This is a genomic window from Vreelandella salicampi, assembly GCF_013415105.1.
Classification (GTDB): domain Bacteria; phylum Pseudomonadota; class Gammaproteobacteria; order Pseudomonadales; family Halomonadaceae; genus Vreelandella; species Vreelandella salicampi.
In genome coordinates this window covers 154,037-173,138 of sequence record NZ_JACCDF010000002.1, presented here as the reverse complement: position 1 = coordinate 173,138, position 19,102 = coordinate 154,037, and the positions used below count along the sequence as shown (strand labels likewise).

The following is a 19,102-nucleotide window of genomic DNA, read 5'->3' as shown; positions in this document are numbered from 1 at the left end:
GCTTTTCTCGCCGTTATCAATGACTTTATCGATTGCATTAGATGGTTTTCTTTCTCATTGGCTTGACGTAGCGTGCGCTAAGCGCTTAAATACAAAGAGTTTAGTAATGCAACTTATTATCATTAACTATCAGAAGGACGTTCAATGATGAAAACAATACGCTTCGCCGCTCCGGTGGCTGCCGTTCTGGTGGGTAGTGCTTTTGCCAGCACAGCATTGGCTGACGAGCTCAACTTGTATTCCGCTCGCCACTACGATTCGGATGAGCGCCTTTACACCGCCTTTACCGAAGAAACCGGTATTGAAGTCAACGTGCTCGAAGGCGATTCCGATCAGCTTATCGAGCGGATCCAGCGCGAAGGCGTGGCAAGCCCCGCCGATGTCATGCTGACCGTCGACGCTGGCCGCCTATGGCGTGCTGAACAAGAAGGCATCTTCCAAGGCGTTGAATCGGATGTACTAGCCGAACGTTTGCCGGAATCAATGCGCCACCCGGAAGGTCTGTGGTTTGGCTTTAGCCAGCGCGCTCGCGCCATTTACTATAACCGCGAAAACTTTGACCCCAGCCAGATCAGCGCTTACGAAGACTTGGCCGATCCGCAATTCGAAGGCGGCGTGTGCATTCGTTCGTCTAACAATATCTACAACCAGTCGCTCTTGGCATCGATGATCGCCCATCACGGCGAAGAAGGCGCTGAAGAGTGGGCGCAGGGCGTGGTCGATAACATGGCGCGTGACCCGGAAGGCGGTGATACCGACCAAATCCGCGGTGTCGCAAGCGGCCAGTGCGACTTAGCCGTTGCCAACCACTACTACTACGTGCGCTTGCTTAAGTCGGACGACGACGATGACCGTGAAGCCGCGCGCAAAGTGGGCATCATCTTCCCCAACCAAGACGGCCGTGGCGCTCACGTGAACGTCGGCGGTGCCGGTGTCGTTGAAGGTGCACCCAACCGCGAGAACGCCGTGCGCTTTTTGGAGTTCTTGTCCTCCGAAACCGCCCAGGAAATCTTCGCTTCCGGCAACAATGAGTTCCCGGTGGTTGACGGCGTGAAGAAAGACCCGGTACTGGAATCCTGGGGCAACTTCAAAAAAGATAACCTGAACATCAGCGAACTGGGTGAAAACAACCCTGAAGCGATCCGCATCTTTGATCGCGTTGGCTGGCGTTAAGCTGGGCGCGTTACCACGCGTACCGCAACGTCTGTAAAAAAAGCGCCCGCTGCCATGGCAGCGGGCGCTTTTGTTTACTAACGATCAAACGCGATGCATTAGTGCGCTTCATCCCAGTTAGCGCCGCTTTCGGCTTCCACGGTAAGTTCGACCTTAAGCTCGGCGGCAGCCTGCATGCGCTTTTGCACCTCGGCGATAAATTCCTCGACTTGGCTCTCGGCGACTTCAAACACGAGCTCATCGTGAACCTGCATCACCATGAGCGCGTCGAAGCCGCTTTCAGCAAGCCAACCATCGACGTCGATCATCGCGCGTTTGATGATATCCGCCGCAGTGCCCTGCATGGGCGCGTTGATCGCCGTGCGCTCTGCCCCCTGGCGGCGGTTGCGGTTTTGCGAGTGAATCTCCGGCAGGTAGAGGCGCCGGCCAAACACCGTCTCGACATAGCCATCTTCTGCCGCTTGGGCGCGAATACGCTCCATGTAACGTGCCACCCCCGGATAACGGTCGAAGTAGCGGTCGATGTAGGTTTGAGCCTGATTGCGCTCGATATGCAGCTGCCGCGATAGCCCCCAGGCGCTCATGCCGTAGATCAACCCAAAGTTGATCGCTTTGGCGCTGCGGCGCTGATCGCCGGAGACCTTCTCAAGCGAGGTGCCAAACACCTCGGCGGCGGTGGCAGCGTGAATGTCCTTGCCTTCCGCGAAGGCGTTCAACAGCCCTTTATCTTCCGACAGGTGCGCCATGATGCGCAGCTCGATTTGCGAGTAGTCAGCGGCGACGATGCGATACCCCGGGCGCGCGGTAAACGCCTGGCGGATCTTGCGTCCCTCTTCGGTGCGAATGGGGATATTTTGCAGGTTAGGATCAGAGGAAGAGAGCCGCCCGGTAGCGGTCACCGCCTGATGGTAGCTCGTATGTACACGCCCGGTGCGCGGGTTAATCAAGCGCGGCAGCTTGTCGGTGTAGGTCGATTTCAGCTTGGATAACCCGCGGTGCTCCATGATCACTTTGGGCAGCGGGTAGTCCAGCGCCAGCTCCTCGAGCACCGCCTCGGCGGTGGATGGCGCGCCTTTGGGCGTTTTCTTGATCACCGGAATCTTCTGCTCGTTGAACAGAATCTCGCCAAGCTGCTTGGGCGAGCCGAGATTGAACTCGCGCCCGGCGAGCTTAAACGCCTCGCTCTCAAGCTCGCGAATACGCCCGGCAAGCTCGTGACTCTGGGTATGCAGACGCTCGGCATCCAGCGACACACCATTGCGCTCTATGCGCGAAAGCACCGGCACCAGCGGCAGCTCAAGCGCGTCGAGCACTGCGGCCAACTCGCCTTCTTGCTCCACCTGCGGGCGCAGCATCTCGTGCAAGCGCAGGGTAATATCCACGTCTTCGCAGGCGTAGGGCGCGGCTTGCTCCAGCGCGATCTGGTTGAAGGTGAGCTGTTTCGCCCCTTTGCCGGCAATGTCTTCAAACGAAATGGTTGTCTCACCTAGGTACTTCAGTGCCAGTGAATCCATGTCATGACGCGTGGCGGTGGAGTTGAGCACGTAGGACGCCAGCATGGTGTCGGCCAGCGGCCCGGCAAGGGTAATGCCGACGTTGGCGAGCACCGACATATCGTACTTAAGGTTCTGGCCGATTTTGATTTTGGTACTGTCTTCGAGTAGCGGCTTGAGCGCGTTTAACACCGCGTCGCGATCCAGCTGCGCGGGGGCATCCAAGTAATCATGCGCCAGCGGAATATACGCCGCCTCGCCGGGCTCAAGCGCGAGCCCTACGCCGACGATCTCGGCCTCCATATAGTTCAGGCTAGTGGTTTCCAAGTCGACGCAGAAACGCTCGGCCTTTTCTAGCCGCTCAAGCCAGGCGTCCAGTTCACGCTGCTCGGTGATGACGTGATCCTGGCGCGCAGTGGGAGATTGGGTTCCCGCTTCTTCTTCCGCGTCATCAATCGGCGCGCCGCCCGCAACATCGTCAACGCCTTCGTCTCTGCCGTCTAAAAGCTCGGCGAGCCACTGTTTGAACTCAAGCGTGCGGTAAAGCTCAAGCAACCGCTCGCGGTCAGGGTGGGCGATATCCAGATCATCGAGCCCTACCGGCAGGTCGCAGTCGGTTTTGATGGTGGCGAGCTGATAAGAGAGAAACGCCTGATCGCGGTGTTCTTCTAGCTTTTTGGGCAACGTCTTGGCACCGCGAAAGCTGAGCGTTTTGACTCGTTCCAGATCACCATAAATGGTATCCAGCCCGCCTTCCATGCCTTGCAACAGGCCGATAGCGGTTTTCTCCCCTACCCCCGGCACGCCGGGGATGTTGTCGACTTTATCGCCCATCAGCGCGAGGTAATCGATGATCAGCGCTGGCGGTAAGCCGAATTTGTTTTTTACCCCGGCTTCATCCAGCGTTTCATCCTTCATGGTGTTGACCAGCGTGATATGCGCGTTAACCAGCTGCGCCATGTCTTTGTCGCCAGTGGAGATCACCGCGTCGCGCCCGGACTGCGTGGCCTTGTGCGCCAAGGTGCCGATCACGTCATCCGCCTCGACCCCTTCGATGCACAAAAGCGGCAGCCCCAGCGATGTTACACAGTCGTGCAGCGGCTTGACCTGGCTTCGCAGGTCATCCGGCATCGGTGGGCGGTGAGCCTTATAGGCTTCATACATATCATCGCGGAAGGTCTTACCCGGCGCGTCAAACACCACCGCCATGGGGCTATCGGGGTAGTCCTTGATCAGCCGTTTGAGCATATTGAGTACGCCCTTCACGGCACCAGTTGGCTGCCCCTGGGAGGTAGTCAGCGGCGGCAACGCGTGAAACGCGCGATATAAATAAGAAGAGCCATCCACAAGCACGATCGGAGCGCGAGCCATACACAATTCACCGTTCAAGAAAAATCCACCGTTAGCTACGGCGACAAAAAAAGTCGTGGCATTATGATAGCGCGCCGCTGGCGCTGTGCCGAATGCAAACGCACGATCCAGCGTGCCTTGTTGGCGAAAGTCACCCCGATCAACGCTGCCAACTATCGCCTCAAGCCGCTACAATAGTGGGCTTAGCAACCTGGGCGAGATTCTCATGGCTGTATTTACTCCGCTTAGCGACGCACAGGTCGCAGCGTTTTTGGACACGTTTGACGTTGGCCGCTTTACCGCCCTTCAGGGCGTGGCCGGCGGCACGGAAAATTCCACCTTTTTTGTCACCACCGACCGCCGCAAGCTGGTACTGACGCTCTTTGAGCAGGGGGAACACGAAGAACTGCCGTTCTTTGTCGACCTACTCGATTACCTTGCGGAGCATCGCCTGCCGGTGCCCGGCACGGTACATGATCGCGAGGGTGTGGCACTGCATAGCTTGGCAGATAAGCCGGCGCTGCTGTTTCCGCGCTTGCCAGGCCGCTACCCGGAATCCCCTAATATCGCCCAGTGCCGCGCGCTGGGCGATACGCTAGGGCACATGCACGTGGTGTCGCAGCACTTCCCCGGTCACCGCCCCAACCCGCGCGATTTGCACTGGCTGCGGGTCAAGCACCACAAAGTGCTGACCTACATCAGCCCGAGCGATCAAACGCTGATGAAAAACGAAGTCGATGAATTCGAAAGCGCGTTTAGTCAGCACGCCGAACTCCCTCAGGGCGCGATCCACGGCGATTTGTTCCGCGATAACACCTTGTTTGATGGCGACCGACTCGGCGGCATCATTGATTTTTACAACGGCTGCACCGGCGAGTTGCTGTTTGATCTGGCGATCGTGGTTAACGATTGGGCCTCGGACGCCGACGGCCGCTTAAACCCCGAGCGTTACGACGCGCTGCTTTGCGCTTATCAAGCGCGCCGCCCGCTAACGCAGGATGAGCGTGAGCTCTGGCCGTTAATGCTGCGCATGACTGCGTTGCGCTACTGGCTCTCGCGCCTGTTGGTGGTGTATGTCGACCCGCCGGCGCACGACCTAACGCCCCATGACCCCGAGCGTTTTCGCACCATTTTGCACGCGCGCATCAATCACGGCGCGCTGCCGATTCCCGAGGTCAACCGATGAGCCATATGGCATCCGCCAGCAGCCCGGCCCTACGCGCGCGGCGCACGTGGAATATCGACCAGTGGGGCAGCGGGTACTTCGACGTTGATGAACACGGCCAAACGCTGGTGCGCCCCCACGGCAGCGACGCACAAGGCCCTGCACTGCCGCTGACGGGGCTGGTGCATCAGCTGCGTGACGCCGGACTGCGCCTACCCGTGCTGGTGCGCTTTAGCGATATTCTGCACGACCGCGTTGAGCAGCTGTGTGGCGCTTTTGACCAAGCGATGCAGGAGGCGGATTACACCGCCGGCTACACCGCCGTGTACCCGATCAAGGTCAATCAGCAGCGCCGCGTGGTGGAAGAGATTCTTGCCACCGCTGAGCGCGGCCACGGTCGCGTGGGACTCGAAGCCGGCAGCAAGCCCGAGCTGCTCGCGGTGCTGGCGCTTTCCGATAGCGGCTCATCGCTGATCGTGTGCAACGGCTATAAAGACCGCGAGTACGTGCGCTTGGCGCTGCTCGGCGAGAAGCTCGGCCACCGCGTTTACCTGGTGGTGGAAAAACTCTCCGAGCTTGAGATGATTTTGGAAGAAGCCCGGGCCCTGGATGTGCGCCCGCGTATCGGCCTGCGGGCGCGGCTCGCCTCGGTGGGTAAAGGCAAATGGCAAAATACCGGTGGTGAGAAATCCAAATTCGGCCTGACGGCAAGCCAAATTTTGCAGGTGGTCGATACCCTAAGCAAACACGAGGCGCTGGGTAGCCTGCAACTGGTGCACTTTCACTTGGGCTCGCAGATCGCCAATATCCGCGACATTCAGCGCGGCCTGCGCGAATGCGCGCGTTTTTATCAGAGCCTGGTGGAGCTTGGCGCGCCGGTGGATACCGTCGATGTCGGCGGCGGCTTGGGGATCGATTACGAAGGCACGCGCTCGCGTAGCTTCTGCTCGGCCAACTACTCCATGGCCGAGTACGCCCATAATGTGGTCAATGCCTTCGCCCAGCTTTGCCGGGAGCGCGGCCTAGTGCAGCCGCACCTGATCAGCGAGTCTGGCCGTGCGCTGACCGCCCACCACGCGGTGCTGATCACTAACGTGATCGATGAGGAACGCATCGACGCCACACCGCCTGAGCGGCAAAGCCAGAGCGACCCACACGTTGAAGCGTTGTGGCGGGTATTTGAGCGACTAGAAGCCTCGCAGGAGCCGCGGGTTTTGGTTGAAGCGTGGCACGACTTGCTTCAGGCCCTTGGCGAGCTGCAAGACCGCTTTGTCATGGGGTTAAGCAGCGTTAGTACCCGGGCTGAAGGCGAGCGCGTTTACACCGCCGCCTGCGTGCGGCTAAGAGCACAACTGGATAGCCGCAATCGCGCCCATCGCGAGATTCAAGATGAGCTGGCGGAAAAACTCGCCGATAAGCTATTTGTGAATTTTTCGCTGTTTCAGTCGGTGCCCGATATCTGGGGCATCGAGCAGATTTTTCCGGTATTGCCATTAACGGGGCTCGATCAAGCGCCTACGCGCCGTGCGGTGATTCAAGACATCACCTGCGACTCTGACGGGCGTATCGATCACTACGTGGATGGCCAAGGGGTTGAGAGCACCCTGCCGCTGCCCGAGTGGGTCAACGACGACGAGCGCTGGCTAGGGTTTTTCCTGGTGGGTGCCTACCAGGAAATTTTGGGGGATTTGCACAACCTGTTCGGCGATACCGATTCGGTCGATGCCGCGCTCGATGAAAACGGCAAGTGGGTGCTTTCGAACCCGCTGGCGGGTGACCGCGTGGCCGATGTACTGGCCTACGTCAATTTCGACGCCGAAGTGCTGAAAAAGAAGCTAATGGACCAGCTCGCTGCCGGCGATTTCACCGAGCACGAGCAGGACCACTTTGCCCAAAGCTTAAGCGAAGGCCTAAGCGGCTATACCTATCTTGAATAACGTTCTTGAATAACGTTCTTGAATAACGACCTCGAATATCGGCTTTTACATTCGCCTTAATCGACCACCGTGCCGGTGACTTCCAGCCCGCCGGTAAGCGTCATGCGCAAGGAAGCGCCGCGGGGTAACTCGCCGACGCCGACGGGGGTGCCGGTTAAAATCACGTCACCGGGTTCGAGCGTAAAGTGGCGGCTCATTTCCGATACCAACGTGGGCACCGGGAAAAGCATGTCAGCCCCTTCCCCGCGTTGACGTTCTTCGCCGTTGATGTCCAGCGTGAACGCCAGTGCGTTCCAGTTGGGAACGCGCTCAAGCGGCAAAAATGGTGATAACGGGCAAGCGCCATCGAAGGCTTTGGCGATCTCCCACGGATGCCCTTTCTCTTTCAATTGGGTTTGCACATCGCGCAGGGTCAAATCCATGGCAAGGCCGATGCCGACGATGGCGCGTTCGGCTTCGTCTTGGGAAGCGTCGGTCAGCGTCTCGCCTACCAGCAGTGCCAACTCGATCTCATAGTGGACTTCCCCGCGCGAAAACGGCGGATTTAGCGGCTGGCTCAGATCTACCGCGCTGGTAGCCGGCTTGATAAACAAAAGCGGCTCGGTGGGCACGGGATTGTCCAGCTCTTTGGCGTGGTCAGCGTAGTTGCGGCCGATGCAGACGATTTTGCCCAGCGGCTGGGGAAACGCCTGGCCATCGGTAAAGTGTGGAACAAAGCGCATGGCGGGTAGTCTCCTTCTCCTAATGCGTGCCGCCGTTTAACGACAGACGCAATAGTCTACCCCACCTTTGCCAAGGTGCCACACCCTGTTTTCGGCTGAGCGCCCGTTTATTTGGGCGTCCACTGCTCGCCAGGCTGGTGCGCCAAAAAGCGTGGGCGGCGCTTGGGTGCGGCAAAGGGCGCTTGGCAGTGGTTATCCGGGCGGTTATAGACAAAAAAAACGTTGCTGCGCGGGTCCGGTGAAAGGTTGGCGTTAGACGCATGCAACACGTTGCAGTCGAACAGCAGCAAGCCGCCGGCCTTGCCTTTCGGCGCCTCAATACCGTGTTCGTTGACCAGTTGGGTTAGCGCTTGGGGGCCAGGCACGCCCACCTGCTGGGCTTTCAGCGAGCTCTTGTGGTTATCCGCCGGGGTTTCGCCCAGGCACGGCACAAATGTCTCGTGCGAGCCGGGGATCAGCATCAGCGGGCCATTAAACTCGTGGTTGTCGGTCAGAATCAGCGAAGCGCTAACCGCGTGCATGCGCGGCATACCGTCTTCGGCGTGCCAAGTCTCAAAATCGGAATGCCAGTTGAAGCCCTTACCGGCAAAGCCTGGCTTATAGTTGATGCGCGACTGATGGACATAAGGGTCGACGCCGATAATTTGCCGGGCGGCTCCTGCCAGTCGCGCGTCTTTCGCTAGCTCGCCTAGGCGCTGAGAGAGGAAATGCACGGCAAACAGCGAGCGAATTTCCTGGCTTTCCGGCTCAGTGACGCTGAAATCGCGCTCGCGAAAGTTGTCGTGTTCCATCAACGCCTTCATCTCTTGGCGCAGTTCATCGAGCTCTTCACCGCTAATCAGGTTGGGAATGAACAGAAAGCCCTTACGTTCAAACTCGTCAAGTTGCGCCTGGGTAAGCGGCCCGTCAAGTTCGCGGCCTTTGACCACGGCATCTTGGCGCGGCTGCCAGAGGGCGTCCGGCGCTGAGCGTAGACGCGTTGGGTATAGATCCTGCACCGGCGCACGCTGCGCGGAGGGCAGGTCGGTCATTTCGCTGTACTGTTTCTGGGTAGTGGTGCGGAAAGGAAAGTTTTTGAATGTCATCTAATCAACTCCCTGTAAAACAAAAAGGTATGATTAAACGTCAATCAATGTGACTGCGAGCGATTATGACTGCGAACAATAGGGTAGCCGAAAAACCCCATAATGCAACGTACCTCAGCCAGCGTGATGACGAAGCAACCAATCCGCTGGCGTATCGCTTTGGCTCAGGCGCGCGCCGGTCAGCTGATACCACTCGTCTTCGGTAAGATAGAGTTGGCACCAGCGGCCAAGGGCGGCGGCGGTGGCATCCGCGCTCTGTTGGTTGCTGCGGTAGCGGCTCGCCATGTCCAGGAGGTCTTGCCGGGCGGTACGCGCACGCGCAAAACCGCCATGCACGCTTGAAAGCGGGCAGCGCCGGTCATAGGCTGCATTGATTAACGCGTCCAGCCAGTACCCCAGTTCACGCGCCTGTATACCGCCATAAACTGCCACCTGTTTCTCCCTAAAACAATGAGGACGTTAGCCTGCCCGAATTTGGCGCAAAAGTCATCCGCTGGCGGCGCTATTCAGCCTTCTCGCCGTTAAAACCACGCAGTACGTTCACCACGTTAACGCCGATATCCTCCACCGCATAGCCGCCTTCCATCAAGAACGTCGTGGGCTGCTTCAGCTGCGCAAGGCGCTCACCAAGCGTCACAAAATCCTCACTTTTGAAGGTGAAAGCGCTAATGGGGTCGCCCTCGAAGATATCCACGCCCAGCGACACCACCAAAAGCTCAGGATCAAACGCTTGGATACGCGCCATCGCTTGATCCAGCGTTGCCAGCCACGTGGTCACATCGGTACCCGGCGGCAGTGGATAATTCACAGTAAAACCTTCGCCAGCGCCGCTGCCGATCTCGTCAGCATAGCCCGCGTAATACGGGAACGTCACGGCCGGGTCGCCGTGAATCGACACAAACAGCACGTCTTCACGGTCATAAAAAATCTGTTGGGTACCGTTGCCGTGGTGAAAGTCGACGTCCAGAATCGCCACGCGCGTTTTGCCAGCGTCCCGCGCGTGCTGGGCGGCGATGGCCGCGTTATTGAAGAAGCAGTAGCCGCCGAACTGATCCGACGCCGCGTGATGGCCCGGCGGGCGGCAGAGGCCAAAGCTTGGCTTGCCGCTTGAAAGCGTATGCGAGACAGCGGCCAGCGCCACGTCTTTGCTCGCCATGGCGGCGTCAAACGTGCCTTGTGTGATTGAGGTTTCCGCCGCTAGCGCATAGTAGCCCAACTGCCCGCTGATTGCCTCGGGGATGCGATCACCGCACATTGTGCGTGCGGGCCAGATGTTCACCATCGCTTCGCCGGCGTGACCCGCTGCTTGCCAGCGCTGCCAGCAGCTTTCAAGAAAATCCACATAGCCCTTATCGTGGATGGCAAGCACCGGCGCCAGCCCGTAAGCGTGCGGCGCGCGAATCTCGCCTAACTGTGATCGTTTGAGATGGGCAAGAATCAACGCCACCCGCTCGGGGCTTTCAAACGGCGTGACCAACACGCCATCGTGAAGCTCGGTATTCGCCTGTCGTAAGCTTGTCTTATCGCTGTGAAACGTCAGCATGACCGTCTTTTATCACCTCGCAATCGAAAAAATTAGGGCAGCGCCACTCGGCGGCCCAGTGGCGCTTTTGCTCGGGGCGTTTTTGTTTCAGCGCATACTCAGCGCGGCTCGCCGCAGCGCGGTCGGCAAACGGCTGCGCACCGAGTAACGCTTGGGGTGGGTTGGCGCGGGTATAACGCGCGCCTTTGCCCTCGCAGTGGGCCCGATAACGCCTGGCAAGATCATTGGTAATGCCCACGTAGGTGCCACGCTGGCATTCCAATAAATACAAGTACCACGTCTGCTTTACCGCTGTCACGGTGACGAAACCTTTGTTTCCAGCGTGATAGGCGTGTGTTCCAAGCCCTGCAGAAAGTGTTTTAGCTTGTCCAGCGGCATGGGTTTGGCCAAACCGAAGCCTTGGAAAATATCGCACTGATATTCCATCAAACGCTCATGCTGCGGCGGCGTTTCGATGCCTTCTGCCACGACATTCAATCCCAGGTGGTGTGCCATGGAAATAATCCCCTGCACGATCGCCGCGTCATCACCGCTATGGGGTAACTCTTTGATAAAGCTACGATCAATTTTTACCGTACTGATGGGCAAGTTTTTCAGGTAGCTGAGACTAGAGAACCCGGTACCGAAATCATCAATCGCCACGGGAATATGCATACTACGTAGCGCGTGCAGCGTATCAATCGCCGCTTCGGTGTTATCCAACAAAATGCCTTCGGTCAGCTCAAGCTCCAACTGTTCGGCGGGCAAGCCTGTGGCATCCAAGGTGGCGCGTAGCGTGGCCAAGAAGTTCGCACGGTGAAACTGCAGCGGCGATAAATTGACCGCGGCTTTCACCGCGCCATAACCTTGATCAGCAAGCGTTTGCATATCCCGGCAGGCGCGCGTTAGCACCCACTCGCTAATGGGCATAATTTGCCCCGTCGCCTCCGCCAGCGGAATAAAACGCGCCGGGGGAATAAAGCCTTTTTCCGGATGCGGCCAGCGCAACAGCGCTTCCACCCCGGAGAGCTGCCCTTCGCGGTTAATCAGCGGCTGGTAGTAGAGCTCAAAGCCTTCATTATCAATGGCCTCCTGCAGGTCATTACGCAGCACCATGCGCTCACTCACGCTATCGGTTAGCGTGTGGTTAAACCAATGGTACGCGTTACGCCCCTGCTGCTTGGCCTGATACATCGCCATGTCAGCCTGCTGAATCAACGCCTGCGGATGTATTGTGCTGGGCTGACTCATGGCAATGCCGATGCTCGCGGTGAGATAAAGCTCTTGGTCATCAATGCAGTATGGCTGTGCCAGGGCGGGCAACATGCGCTCGACAACGCCCATGACATGGATGTCGTCGTGAACATCGGCCTGCAAGATTACAAACTCGTCACCGCCTAGGCGTGCCACGGTATCTTTTGGCCGCACCGCAGTGAGAAGTCGCTGCGCCACCTCAATCAGTAACTGATCACCAACCGCGTGGCCTAAATTATCGTTGATCGGCTTAAACTCATCCAGATCCACGAATAACACGGCAACCTGTTTACCGCGACGCTGAGAGGCACTGAACTCGGCCAACAAGCGCTCTTCAAACAGCGAGCGGTTGGGCAGACGCGTCAAGGCGTCGTGGGAAGCAAGATGGGCCAAGCGCGCCTCAAAGGCTTTATGCTCGGTAATATCATGCTGCACCCCAACAAAGTGGGTGACGAGCCCCGCGTCGTCACGCACCGGCGCAATGTACAAATCGTTCCAGAATAGTGTGCCGTCTTTGCGGTAATTACACAGCGTGACATGAATATCGCGCTGTGCTTTTACGTGCCCTCGGATGCGCGACACTACCTGAGTGTCGCTCTCTTCCCCCTGTAAAAACCGACAGTTACGACCGATAATCTCATCTTGGGAGTAGCCGGTCATGTGACTGAAAGCGCTGTTGGCGTAAATAATCGGCTGGTCCGGCTGCGTGGCATCCGCAATCACAATACCGTTGACGCTCGCCTCAACACACCGTTCTAGCGTGCGTAGCTGCGTTTGCTGGACACGATTCGCGGTGATGTCTTGGCCAATGCCATAAACACCCTCGATTTTGCCATTGACGATGATCGGCGTGTTGATCATGGAAATCACATGGGCTTGGCCGTCGCGGTCGTGCAGCACAAACTCATAACGTTCAACATGCCCTCGCTTGGCGGCATTGACGTTCTGCGTCAGCCGTTCAATATCATCGGGCTGAACAAAATCAACAAAAGAGCGGCTCAACATCTCTTCGGGGGCGTAGCCGGTAATCGCGCCACAAGTCGCGTTTGCGGTGAGAAAACGCCCGTCTAAATCAAGCGAGAATACCGCATCCGGATGGTGCACAAACAGCGAACGATAGCGCTGTTCGCTCTCCTGAAGTGAGCGCCGCACTTGGGCACGTTCGACGGCTAGCGCCACCAACCCGGCGGCTTTTTCGATGAGTACTTGGTGGAAAGTATCCGGTTCGGCAACGCTTGGGTAGTAAGTGGCAAACGTGCCCAAAAGCTTTCCATCACCGCCAAGTACCGGGTACGACCAGCAGGCTCTTAGGCCATTTTTCAACGCGGTATCTTTGTAGCCTTGCCAACGCTCATCACTAGCAATATCGGCACAAATGACCGGCTCTTGGAGAAAGGCCGCGCTGCCACAGGCCCCGGAGTCGATGCCAATGCGAATGGACGTCATCGCCTTGCGATAAGGGGCAGGCAGCCCCTCACCCGCGGCCAAGTACAAGTGGTTTTTCTCGCCATCAGCGAGCATGATCGAGCAGATAGCTCCTGGCAGCTGACGCTCCAGCATCTGACAAATCGCCTCCAAAATGCTTTCCAGCGGCGCATCTTGGGCAATCATGCGCTGCGTGCGCTGCTGATCTTCGAGCGCCTGACGCGCTTGGGCCAGTTCTCGGCTGCGCGCTGAGGTCAAGCTCACCGCCCCGAGGCTAAACGCCAATAGCCAACTCAGCGTCAACCCGCCAAAGGTAATCCCCATCGGCACAAAATTGACCGTTTGCCAGTTATGGTGGCCCCCGGGGTACGCCTCTAATCGTAAATGGATGCCTCCCGGCAACCCCACCGCTTGGGAAGCCAGCGGATAATGGAATGCACGGGAAGTGTCATTTGCCATGTCAGTCGGGTGCAGAAAGAATAGGCTTTCATCCTGACGGATAACACCGACATGGAATGGCCCAAGCTCCAAACTCAACTCGCTGTGTAACAAGGTCGCGAGGTCGAACACCGTGACCAGCTGTTGGTTGTGCTCGGGCAAATGAATCAGCAGTAGCGCGGCGGCCGGGCGATTGGCATCTGGCAGCAACAGCCGCGGCTGTTCAAACGGTACATTCAACCACGCCTTGATCACATCCCGGCCTAGCTGCGCTTCCAGCCAGCGCGTATGCGCAAGCGTGCGCTCAAACGTCCACTCTTGTTGCCGAGTGGTGGCATCCAATAACGTAATGACGTCGATGCTAGGCGTATCACGCAGATAGTTTCGCGCATCTTGCGCCATGACGATGGGGTCCAATTGCGTTTCAGCCGCTTCCAAACGCGCGGCCATCCGACCCATCAAGCGCAATTTGGTTTCCACCACCTGTTCAACATTGAGCTGAATATTGTCCAGCAAATAACTCGCTTGCTGCTGCGTATTGGCATGCTGTTGCTGGCTGAGCACCAGCCACGCCAAACTGCTCAGCGCTACGCCGCCCACACACGCCGCCACCGTCAGCGACCCGAGGTTAAGCGCTTTTTCGCTTTCGCGCTGGCTTGCGAGCAGCATTGCCATCCCCAGCAAAAAGGCGAAGAAGACAACGACCAATGGCGAAGAGCTCCCCAACGTACCCGCGCCCAGCACATTCTGCAGCCACAAGCCCGATGACGTGCCAAACGACAGCACGCCGAACACCAACAGCAACACGCCGGAAAACCGCCATAGCCGTTGGTGCCAGTGCGAGGTTAACCCGCAGAGCAAACTCACCGCCGCCGGCAACATGGTCAACGTCGAAAGCGTCGCCATACGACGCCCTTGGGTAACCCACGATGCAGAGACGCCCCCGGCCATCACGTTGTGCATCAGGGTATACAGCAGCAGCAAAATGAGCGTGACCATGGCACTATAACGCGCCCAGCGCCACCCCTGCAGTGAGGCCAAAAGCCCCGCGCCAAAGAGCATCGCGCTAAGCGCCGCATCAGGAACGAGCACATTGGCGACGAGCGCATAATGGCGATCCCAAAGGTTCAACGCCAACCCGGCAGCGCCCAAGCAAAGCAATGACGCTGCCACCAAAAGGAGTAAGCTTTCTTGTACTAAGTCGCGCGTTTTAATCGGCATTAACGTCCCCGCTCTTGCCGTACCGCTCGCGAGCTGGGGCAAAAAGGCCACACGCCTGAGTGCAAAACCGCTTTTCTGACAAAAGGAAGAATATTTTTTCTTCCTCATGCCGGGCAAAAGAAAAGCGTTGATGGCTGACAGGTGATGGGTTCATGGTTCCTTCCTTCGACCGAGCACTTGTTTTTAAAGCGTTTTTCATCTTGTTCTTGAATGCTTATTCGCACTGCATTACCGGCATGAAAGCTAGCCTAATCGATTCCCCCGTTAACGTCTCGTATAGTTTGTTTAGCTTAGGCGACAATTTCGGTACAATGGAAGGGCAGTATGTTTTTTACACGGAGTACGCATCACGATCGATCATTCTTTCCAAAATAAATAGCGGAGGTTCTCCCATGAAGGTCTACAAACCGCAATGGCAGTGCACGTTTAGCGTAAACGAAACCGCAGAAAAATCAGCCAACTGGAAAGAGCGAATCGCGTGGCGGCTAAGAGGGATCGCCGACCGGCTTGAAGGCGGCGGCCGAACGTTGAAAATCAACTATGACGTTTCCCCTATTGTTAGCCGTGATGAAGTGGATACTTGCTTGGGGAAAGGGTTTGAATTGACTCAGCGGCTGCTTACGCAGCTGGCCCACCAGCAAGCCTGTGAAGATGTTATGCGCCATGCGAAAGCCGAACTGTACGAAGAGCATCAATCGTCGTAGCACTTTTCCCTTCGACGCTTCGTTAAAGCAATACCGTTAGATGCCCCACCCGCTTACGCGCGTGGGGTTTTTTGTATGCCTACTGTTAACCTCTACGACTTCTGCGCTTCAAACGGCTGCTCTAAGGCGTTGCCCATCCGCGCCATAAAGGCCTCACACGCCTCAAGTTCACTTTTATCGATGTACTCATCCGGCTGGTGCGCTTGGGCGATACTGCCCGGCCCCAAGATGATGGTTTGCAATCCTTCGCGCTGAAACTGCCCCGCCTCGGTGGCATACGCCACGGCGTGGTGGCAACAGGCCTCGGGCAGGTGATCCTTGGCTAACCGCAGCACGTGAGTATTATCCCGGTCGGCAAGCCCGGGAACGGTCACGTTGAGCGCTTCGGTGTGAATCTCCACGTGCTTGCCTTGGGCGTCCAGCGCTGCCTTCAACTGCTCGCCATACGCTTGAACGCGGGCATAGATCTCATCGAAGGTATCGGTAGGCAGGTGGCGAATTTCCCATTCGAACTGGCACTCGCGCGCCATGATGTTGATCGCCGTACCACCGTGGATTTTGCCCACGTGCAGGCTGGTGTGCGGCACGTTAAACGCCTCATCCACGCGGCCCTCTTTCACCAAGGCGTCCATGGTATCTTCGATAAACGTGACGAGCCTGGCAGCCACGTGAATCGCCGACGTGCCCTGGTAAACCTGGCTGCTGTGCGCCTCGCGGCCAATCACCGTGGTGCGCAGATTGGTCGCGCCTTTTTGTGCCACCACCGGTTGCATACTCGTCGGCTCGCCTACGATCACATGCGCCGTGTTGGAGTAGTGCTGATAAAAACGGCGAATTAAATCGGGCGCGCCAACGCAGCCAATCTCTTCATCGTAGGAAAAGCCCAAATAAATCGGCTGCTTTAGCGGCGCGTTCACCCAGGCAGGCACCATCGAAAGCGCGCAGGCGATAAACCCCTTCATGTCGCAGGTTCCCCGCCCGTATAGTCGACCGTCGTCGCCATCGCGCAGGGAGAAGGGGTCACTTAACCACGGCTGACCCGCCACCGGCACCACATCGGTATGGCCGGAAAGCATTACCCCGCCCGGGGCATCGGGGCCGATCCGTGCGATCAGGTTAGCCTTCTGCCCGCACGGGCTCATCACCCGCTCGCTCTTGACGCCGTAATCGGCCAGATACGCTTCAATAAATTCAATCAAGGCCAAATTGGAGCGGCTTGAGGTCGTGTCGAAAGACACCAACTTACCGAGTAATGTAACGACATCGCTCATGGAATGGGTTGCTCCCCGCGTTATCCTGGCTCAATGGGCAAAACATGGCCAAAACCCTACCACTCACCTTCGCTTACGCCTACTACGCGTTCGAAAACACCAATAAACACATGCCATCACGCAAGGAGGACTACAGTGAAACACCTATTTCTACTCCGTCACGCCAAATCAAGCTGGGAAGACCCGACGCTTGCCGACCACGAGCGGCCACTCAGTTCGCACGGTGAAACGCAAGCGGCCGCCATCGCCGCCGGCTTGCAACGCCGCGGCGTATTTGTCGGCACGGTATACGCAAGCCCCGCGGTACGCGCGCAGCAGACCCTCACCGAGCTGAGCCGGGCACTGCCAGGGTTGGCGCTAAAAAGCCGCGCGCATAACGAACCTGCGCTTTACAACTTTGAAGCCAAAGCGATTATGCACTGGCTCGTTGTCGAAAATCCTCGTGCAGAGCGCATTACGCTCGTCGGCCACAACCCGGCATTGAAGCAACTAGCGCAGCAGTTAGCGCCCAAGGCCGCCGCAAAGCTACCCACCCTGGGCATGCTGCACCTGGCACTGCCGATTGATAGCTGGGAAGAAATAGAAAACGTGAAAACAGGTGGCGAGCTCATCGATAGCCTAACGCCTATTGATGCAAGCTACGCGCTTTTCAAACACAAAATGTCGTCCCAGCCGAAGCGAAAAAAGAGGTTAAAAAATAAAAAACTGCCCAAGCGACTGCAAACCATGCTGCAGCATCATTATGGCTTGGTGCGCGCATTGGAGCCGGGCGTGATCGCAGGCGAGGACCCTGAGTTTTTACACCAGTACCGCGTCAACTTGCGCCGCAGCCGCGCGGTGGCGGAAGCCGTGCGCGCTGTGATAAAAGTGCCCAAGCTGAAAAAGGCGCTTAAGCGCATCAAAAAGCGCGCTCAAGCCACGAGCGAGCTGCGCGATTTGGATGTTTTTTTGCTGGATGTCAGCGATACCCCCGACCTACCGCAGCTTGGCGTACCACTGCGCCAGTGGCTGCGCGATGCCGCGCGTCAACGCCAGCAGGCGCTGTGTGAGGAACTGGCAAGCGAGGCCTACCAAGACGACATGCAGCGCTGGCAAACACTGATCGCAAGCGACGCCTTCGCCCGCGCGCTCAATACGCTCAAGCCGAAGCAGATCACGCGAGTATTGGAAGAGCGTATCGCACGCCACGACGAGCAGCTAGCCGAGCTTAAGCCCGACGCGCCGGACGAAGCGCTGCACGAGCTGCGCAAAAGCGTCAAACGCATTCGCTATCTTGCCGAGCTAATGCCCGAGCAGTACAGCGACTTCCTCAAACGCTTAAAACCGCGTCAGAAACTGCTAGGCGATTTTCAAGACTGCACCGTACAGCTTGCCTGGCTCGATATTTTTGAACGTGAGCAGCCGCTGCCCGATGCCGCCAAGGCAGAACTGCACGCTTGGCGGCAAACCCTAATCACACGTCAAGAGCATCAGCGTGAGCAGGTTTGCCAGCTCGCGCCACTCGCGCTGTAAAAAAGAAGACTACCAGGGCAGTGGCTCGCCGTTGCTGTGCCAGAAGCCGCCGGTCGTATCGAGGGTAAGCGCCTCAATGCGTGCTGCGATACCCCGAGCGGCTTCTTCCGGGGAGATCAAACCGCCAAAATTAACCATCCGCGTTTGCACAAAGCCGGGGTGTAGCTGCGCCACGGCAATACCTTTAGGTTTGAGATCCATCGCCAGCGATTTGCCGAAGGCGTTAAGCACGGCTTTCGATGCACGGTAGCCGTAGCGTCCGCCCGAATCGTTATCGGCAATCGAACCCATGCGGCTGGTGACGTTAGCAATCTTGCTGCCTTCCGCCAGGTTCGACAGCAGCGCCTCGCACACCCGTAGCGGCGCGTAGGCGTTGATCTCCATCTGCTCACGGATGGTGTCAAAATCGATTTCACCAAGCGATTCATCGCGCAACAGGCCAGCGTTATTGATCAGCACGCCAAGCGTTTCGCCTGCAAGTTCCTGCGCTAGTCGCTTCACGCCTTCTGGCTGCGTCACGTCAATGCCCTCAATCACGCGCTCGGCCACCACCTTCAGCGCATCCGAGCCCTGGCGACACACGCCAATAACGCGCCAGCCAGCTTGATGATAGTGCTCAGCTAATGCCAAACCCACACCCCGGTTCGCACCGGTGATCAGTACCGTGTTGGTCATTTTTTACCCTCATTCCTGTGAAATTCGCACGCCTCAGGGTAGAGGGGCAATCCGCGTTTGCCCAGCGCCGAAATCAGATGACGTAACGGCCTATTGTGAAAGGCATGTGAAAGGTACAAGGCATCGTGTAACCACACCTTCATTGATTCGTCACA

The 19,102-nt window shown here is 57.7% G+C and carries 14 protein-coding genes; 5 read left to right on the top strand and 9 right to left on the bottom strand.

What is annotated here, in order from left to right:
- Nucleotides 1-147: 147 nt before the first annotated feature.
- Nucleotides 148-1,173: a Fe(3+) ABC transporter substrate-binding protein gene (locus HZS81_RS03630; RefSeq protein ID WP_179929451.1), complete on the top strand. Its 1,026-nt coding sequence runs from the start codon at nucleotides 148-150 to the stop codon at nucleotides 1,171-1,173.
- Between the two features lie 98 nt (nucleotides 1,174-1,271).
- Here the strand turns inward: HZS81_RS03630 and polA are convergent, their stop codons facing one another.
- Entirely contained in the window at nucleotides 1,272-4,037 is a 2,766-nt protein-coding gene (gene polA, locus HZS81_RS03625) for a DNA polymerase I (RefSeq protein WP_179929197.1), read from the bottom strand.
- 205 nt (nucleotides 4,038-4,242) lie between these two features.
- On the opposite strand from polA, the gene HZS81_RS03620 reads away from it, so the two are divergent.
- Complete coding sequence (locus tag HZS81_RS03620) at nucleotides 4,243-5,202, top strand: homoserine kinase (RefSeq protein WP_179929196.1); 960 nt, start codon at nucleotides 4,243-4,245, stop codon at nucleotides 5,200-5,202.
- A complete protein-coding gene (gene speA / locus HZS81_RS03615; RefSeq protein WP_179929195.1) occupies nucleotides 5,199-7,118 on the top strand; it encodes a biosynthetic arginine decarboxylase in 1,920 nt (639 codons plus the stop codon). The genes HZS81_RS03620 and speA overlap by 4 nt, the downstream gene beginning before the upstream one ends.
- A 56-nt stretch (nucleotides 7,119-7,174) precedes the next feature.
- On the opposite strand, the gene HZS81_RS03610 is transcribed toward speA, so the two are convergent.
- The 6 genes from HZS81_RS03610 to HZS81_RS03585 form a co-directional block, all read right to left on the bottom strand.
- A complete protein-coding gene (locus HZS81_RS03610; RefSeq protein ID WP_179929194.1) occupies nucleotides 7,175-7,840 on the bottom strand; it encodes a fumarylacetoacetate hydrolase family protein in 666 nt (221 codons plus the stop codon).
- Between the two features lie 107 nt (nucleotides 7,841-7,947).
- A complete protein-coding gene (thpD, locus tag HZS81_RS03605; RefSeq protein ID WP_179929193.1) occupies nucleotides 7,948-8,925 on the bottom strand; it encodes an ectoine hydroxylase in 978 nt (325 codons plus the stop codon).
- A 114-nt stretch (nucleotides 8,926-9,039) separates the two neighbouring features.
- Nucleotides 9,040-9,357, bottom strand: a complete 318-nt coding sequence (locus tag HZS81_RS03600; protein ID WP_179929192.1) for a hypothetical protein — start codon at nucleotides 9,355-9,357, stop codon at nucleotides 9,040-9,042.
- Nucleotides 9,358-9,427: 70 nt separating this feature from the next.
- On the bottom strand, nucleotides 9,428-10,468 hold the full coding sequence (locus HZS81_RS03595) for a histone deacetylase family protein (protein WP_179929191.1): 1,041 nt from the start codon (nucleotides 10,466-10,468) through the stop codon (nucleotides 9,428-9,430).
- Complete coding sequence (locus tag HZS81_RS03590; RefSeq protein WP_179929190.1) at nucleotides 10,446-10,766, bottom strand: GIY-YIG nuclease family protein; 321 nt, start codon at nucleotides 10,764-10,766, stop codon at nucleotides 10,446-10,448. Before HZS81_RS03590 ends, HZS81_RS03595 begins: the two co-directional genes overlap by 23 nt.
- On the bottom strand, nucleotides 10,763-14,785 hold the full coding sequence (locus HZS81_RS03585) for a sensor domain-containing phosphodiesterase (protein ID WP_241697354.1): 4,023 nt from the start codon (nucleotides 14,783-14,785) through the stop codon (nucleotides 10,763-10,765). The genes HZS81_RS03590 and HZS81_RS03585 overlap by 4 nt, the downstream gene beginning before the upstream one ends.
- A 392-nt stretch (nucleotides 14,786-15,177) precedes the next feature.
- Here HZS81_RS03585 and HZS81_RS03580 point away from each other — a divergent pair, with 392 nt between their 5' ends.
- Nucleotides 15,178-15,489: a hypothetical protein gene (locus tag HZS81_RS03580; RefSeq protein WP_179929189.1), complete on the top strand. Its 312-nt coding sequence runs from the start codon at nucleotides 15,178-15,180 to the stop codon at nucleotides 15,487-15,489.
- Between the two features lie 92 nt (nucleotides 15,490-15,581).
- Here HZS81_RS03580 and argE read toward each other — a convergent pair whose 3' ends face one another.
- The gene (argE, locus tag HZS81_RS03575) at nucleotides 15,582-16,760 is read right to left on the bottom strand and encodes an acetylornithine deacetylase (RefSeq protein WP_179929188.1); all 1,179 of its coding nucleotides are present in this window, start codon (nucleotides 16,758-16,760) and stop codon (nucleotides 15,582-15,584) included.
- A 135-nt stretch (nucleotides 16,761-16,895) separates the two neighbouring features.
- On the opposite strand from argE, the gene HZS81_RS03570 reads away from it, so the two are divergent.
- Nucleotides 16,896-18,272, top strand: coding sequence for a CHAD domain-containing protein (locus tag HZS81_RS03570; RefSeq protein ID WP_179929187.1), 1,377 nt, complete (start codon nucleotides 16,896-16,898; stop codon nucleotides 18,270-18,272).
- Between the two features lie 9 nt (nucleotides 18,273-18,281).
- Here the strand turns inward: HZS81_RS03570 and HZS81_RS03565 are convergent, their stop codons facing one another.
- Entirely contained in the window at nucleotides 18,282-18,947 is a 666-nt protein-coding gene (locus HZS81_RS03565; RefSeq protein WP_179929186.1) for an SDR family oxidoreductase, read from the bottom strand.
- Nucleotides 18,948-19,102: the final 155 nt, after the last annotated feature.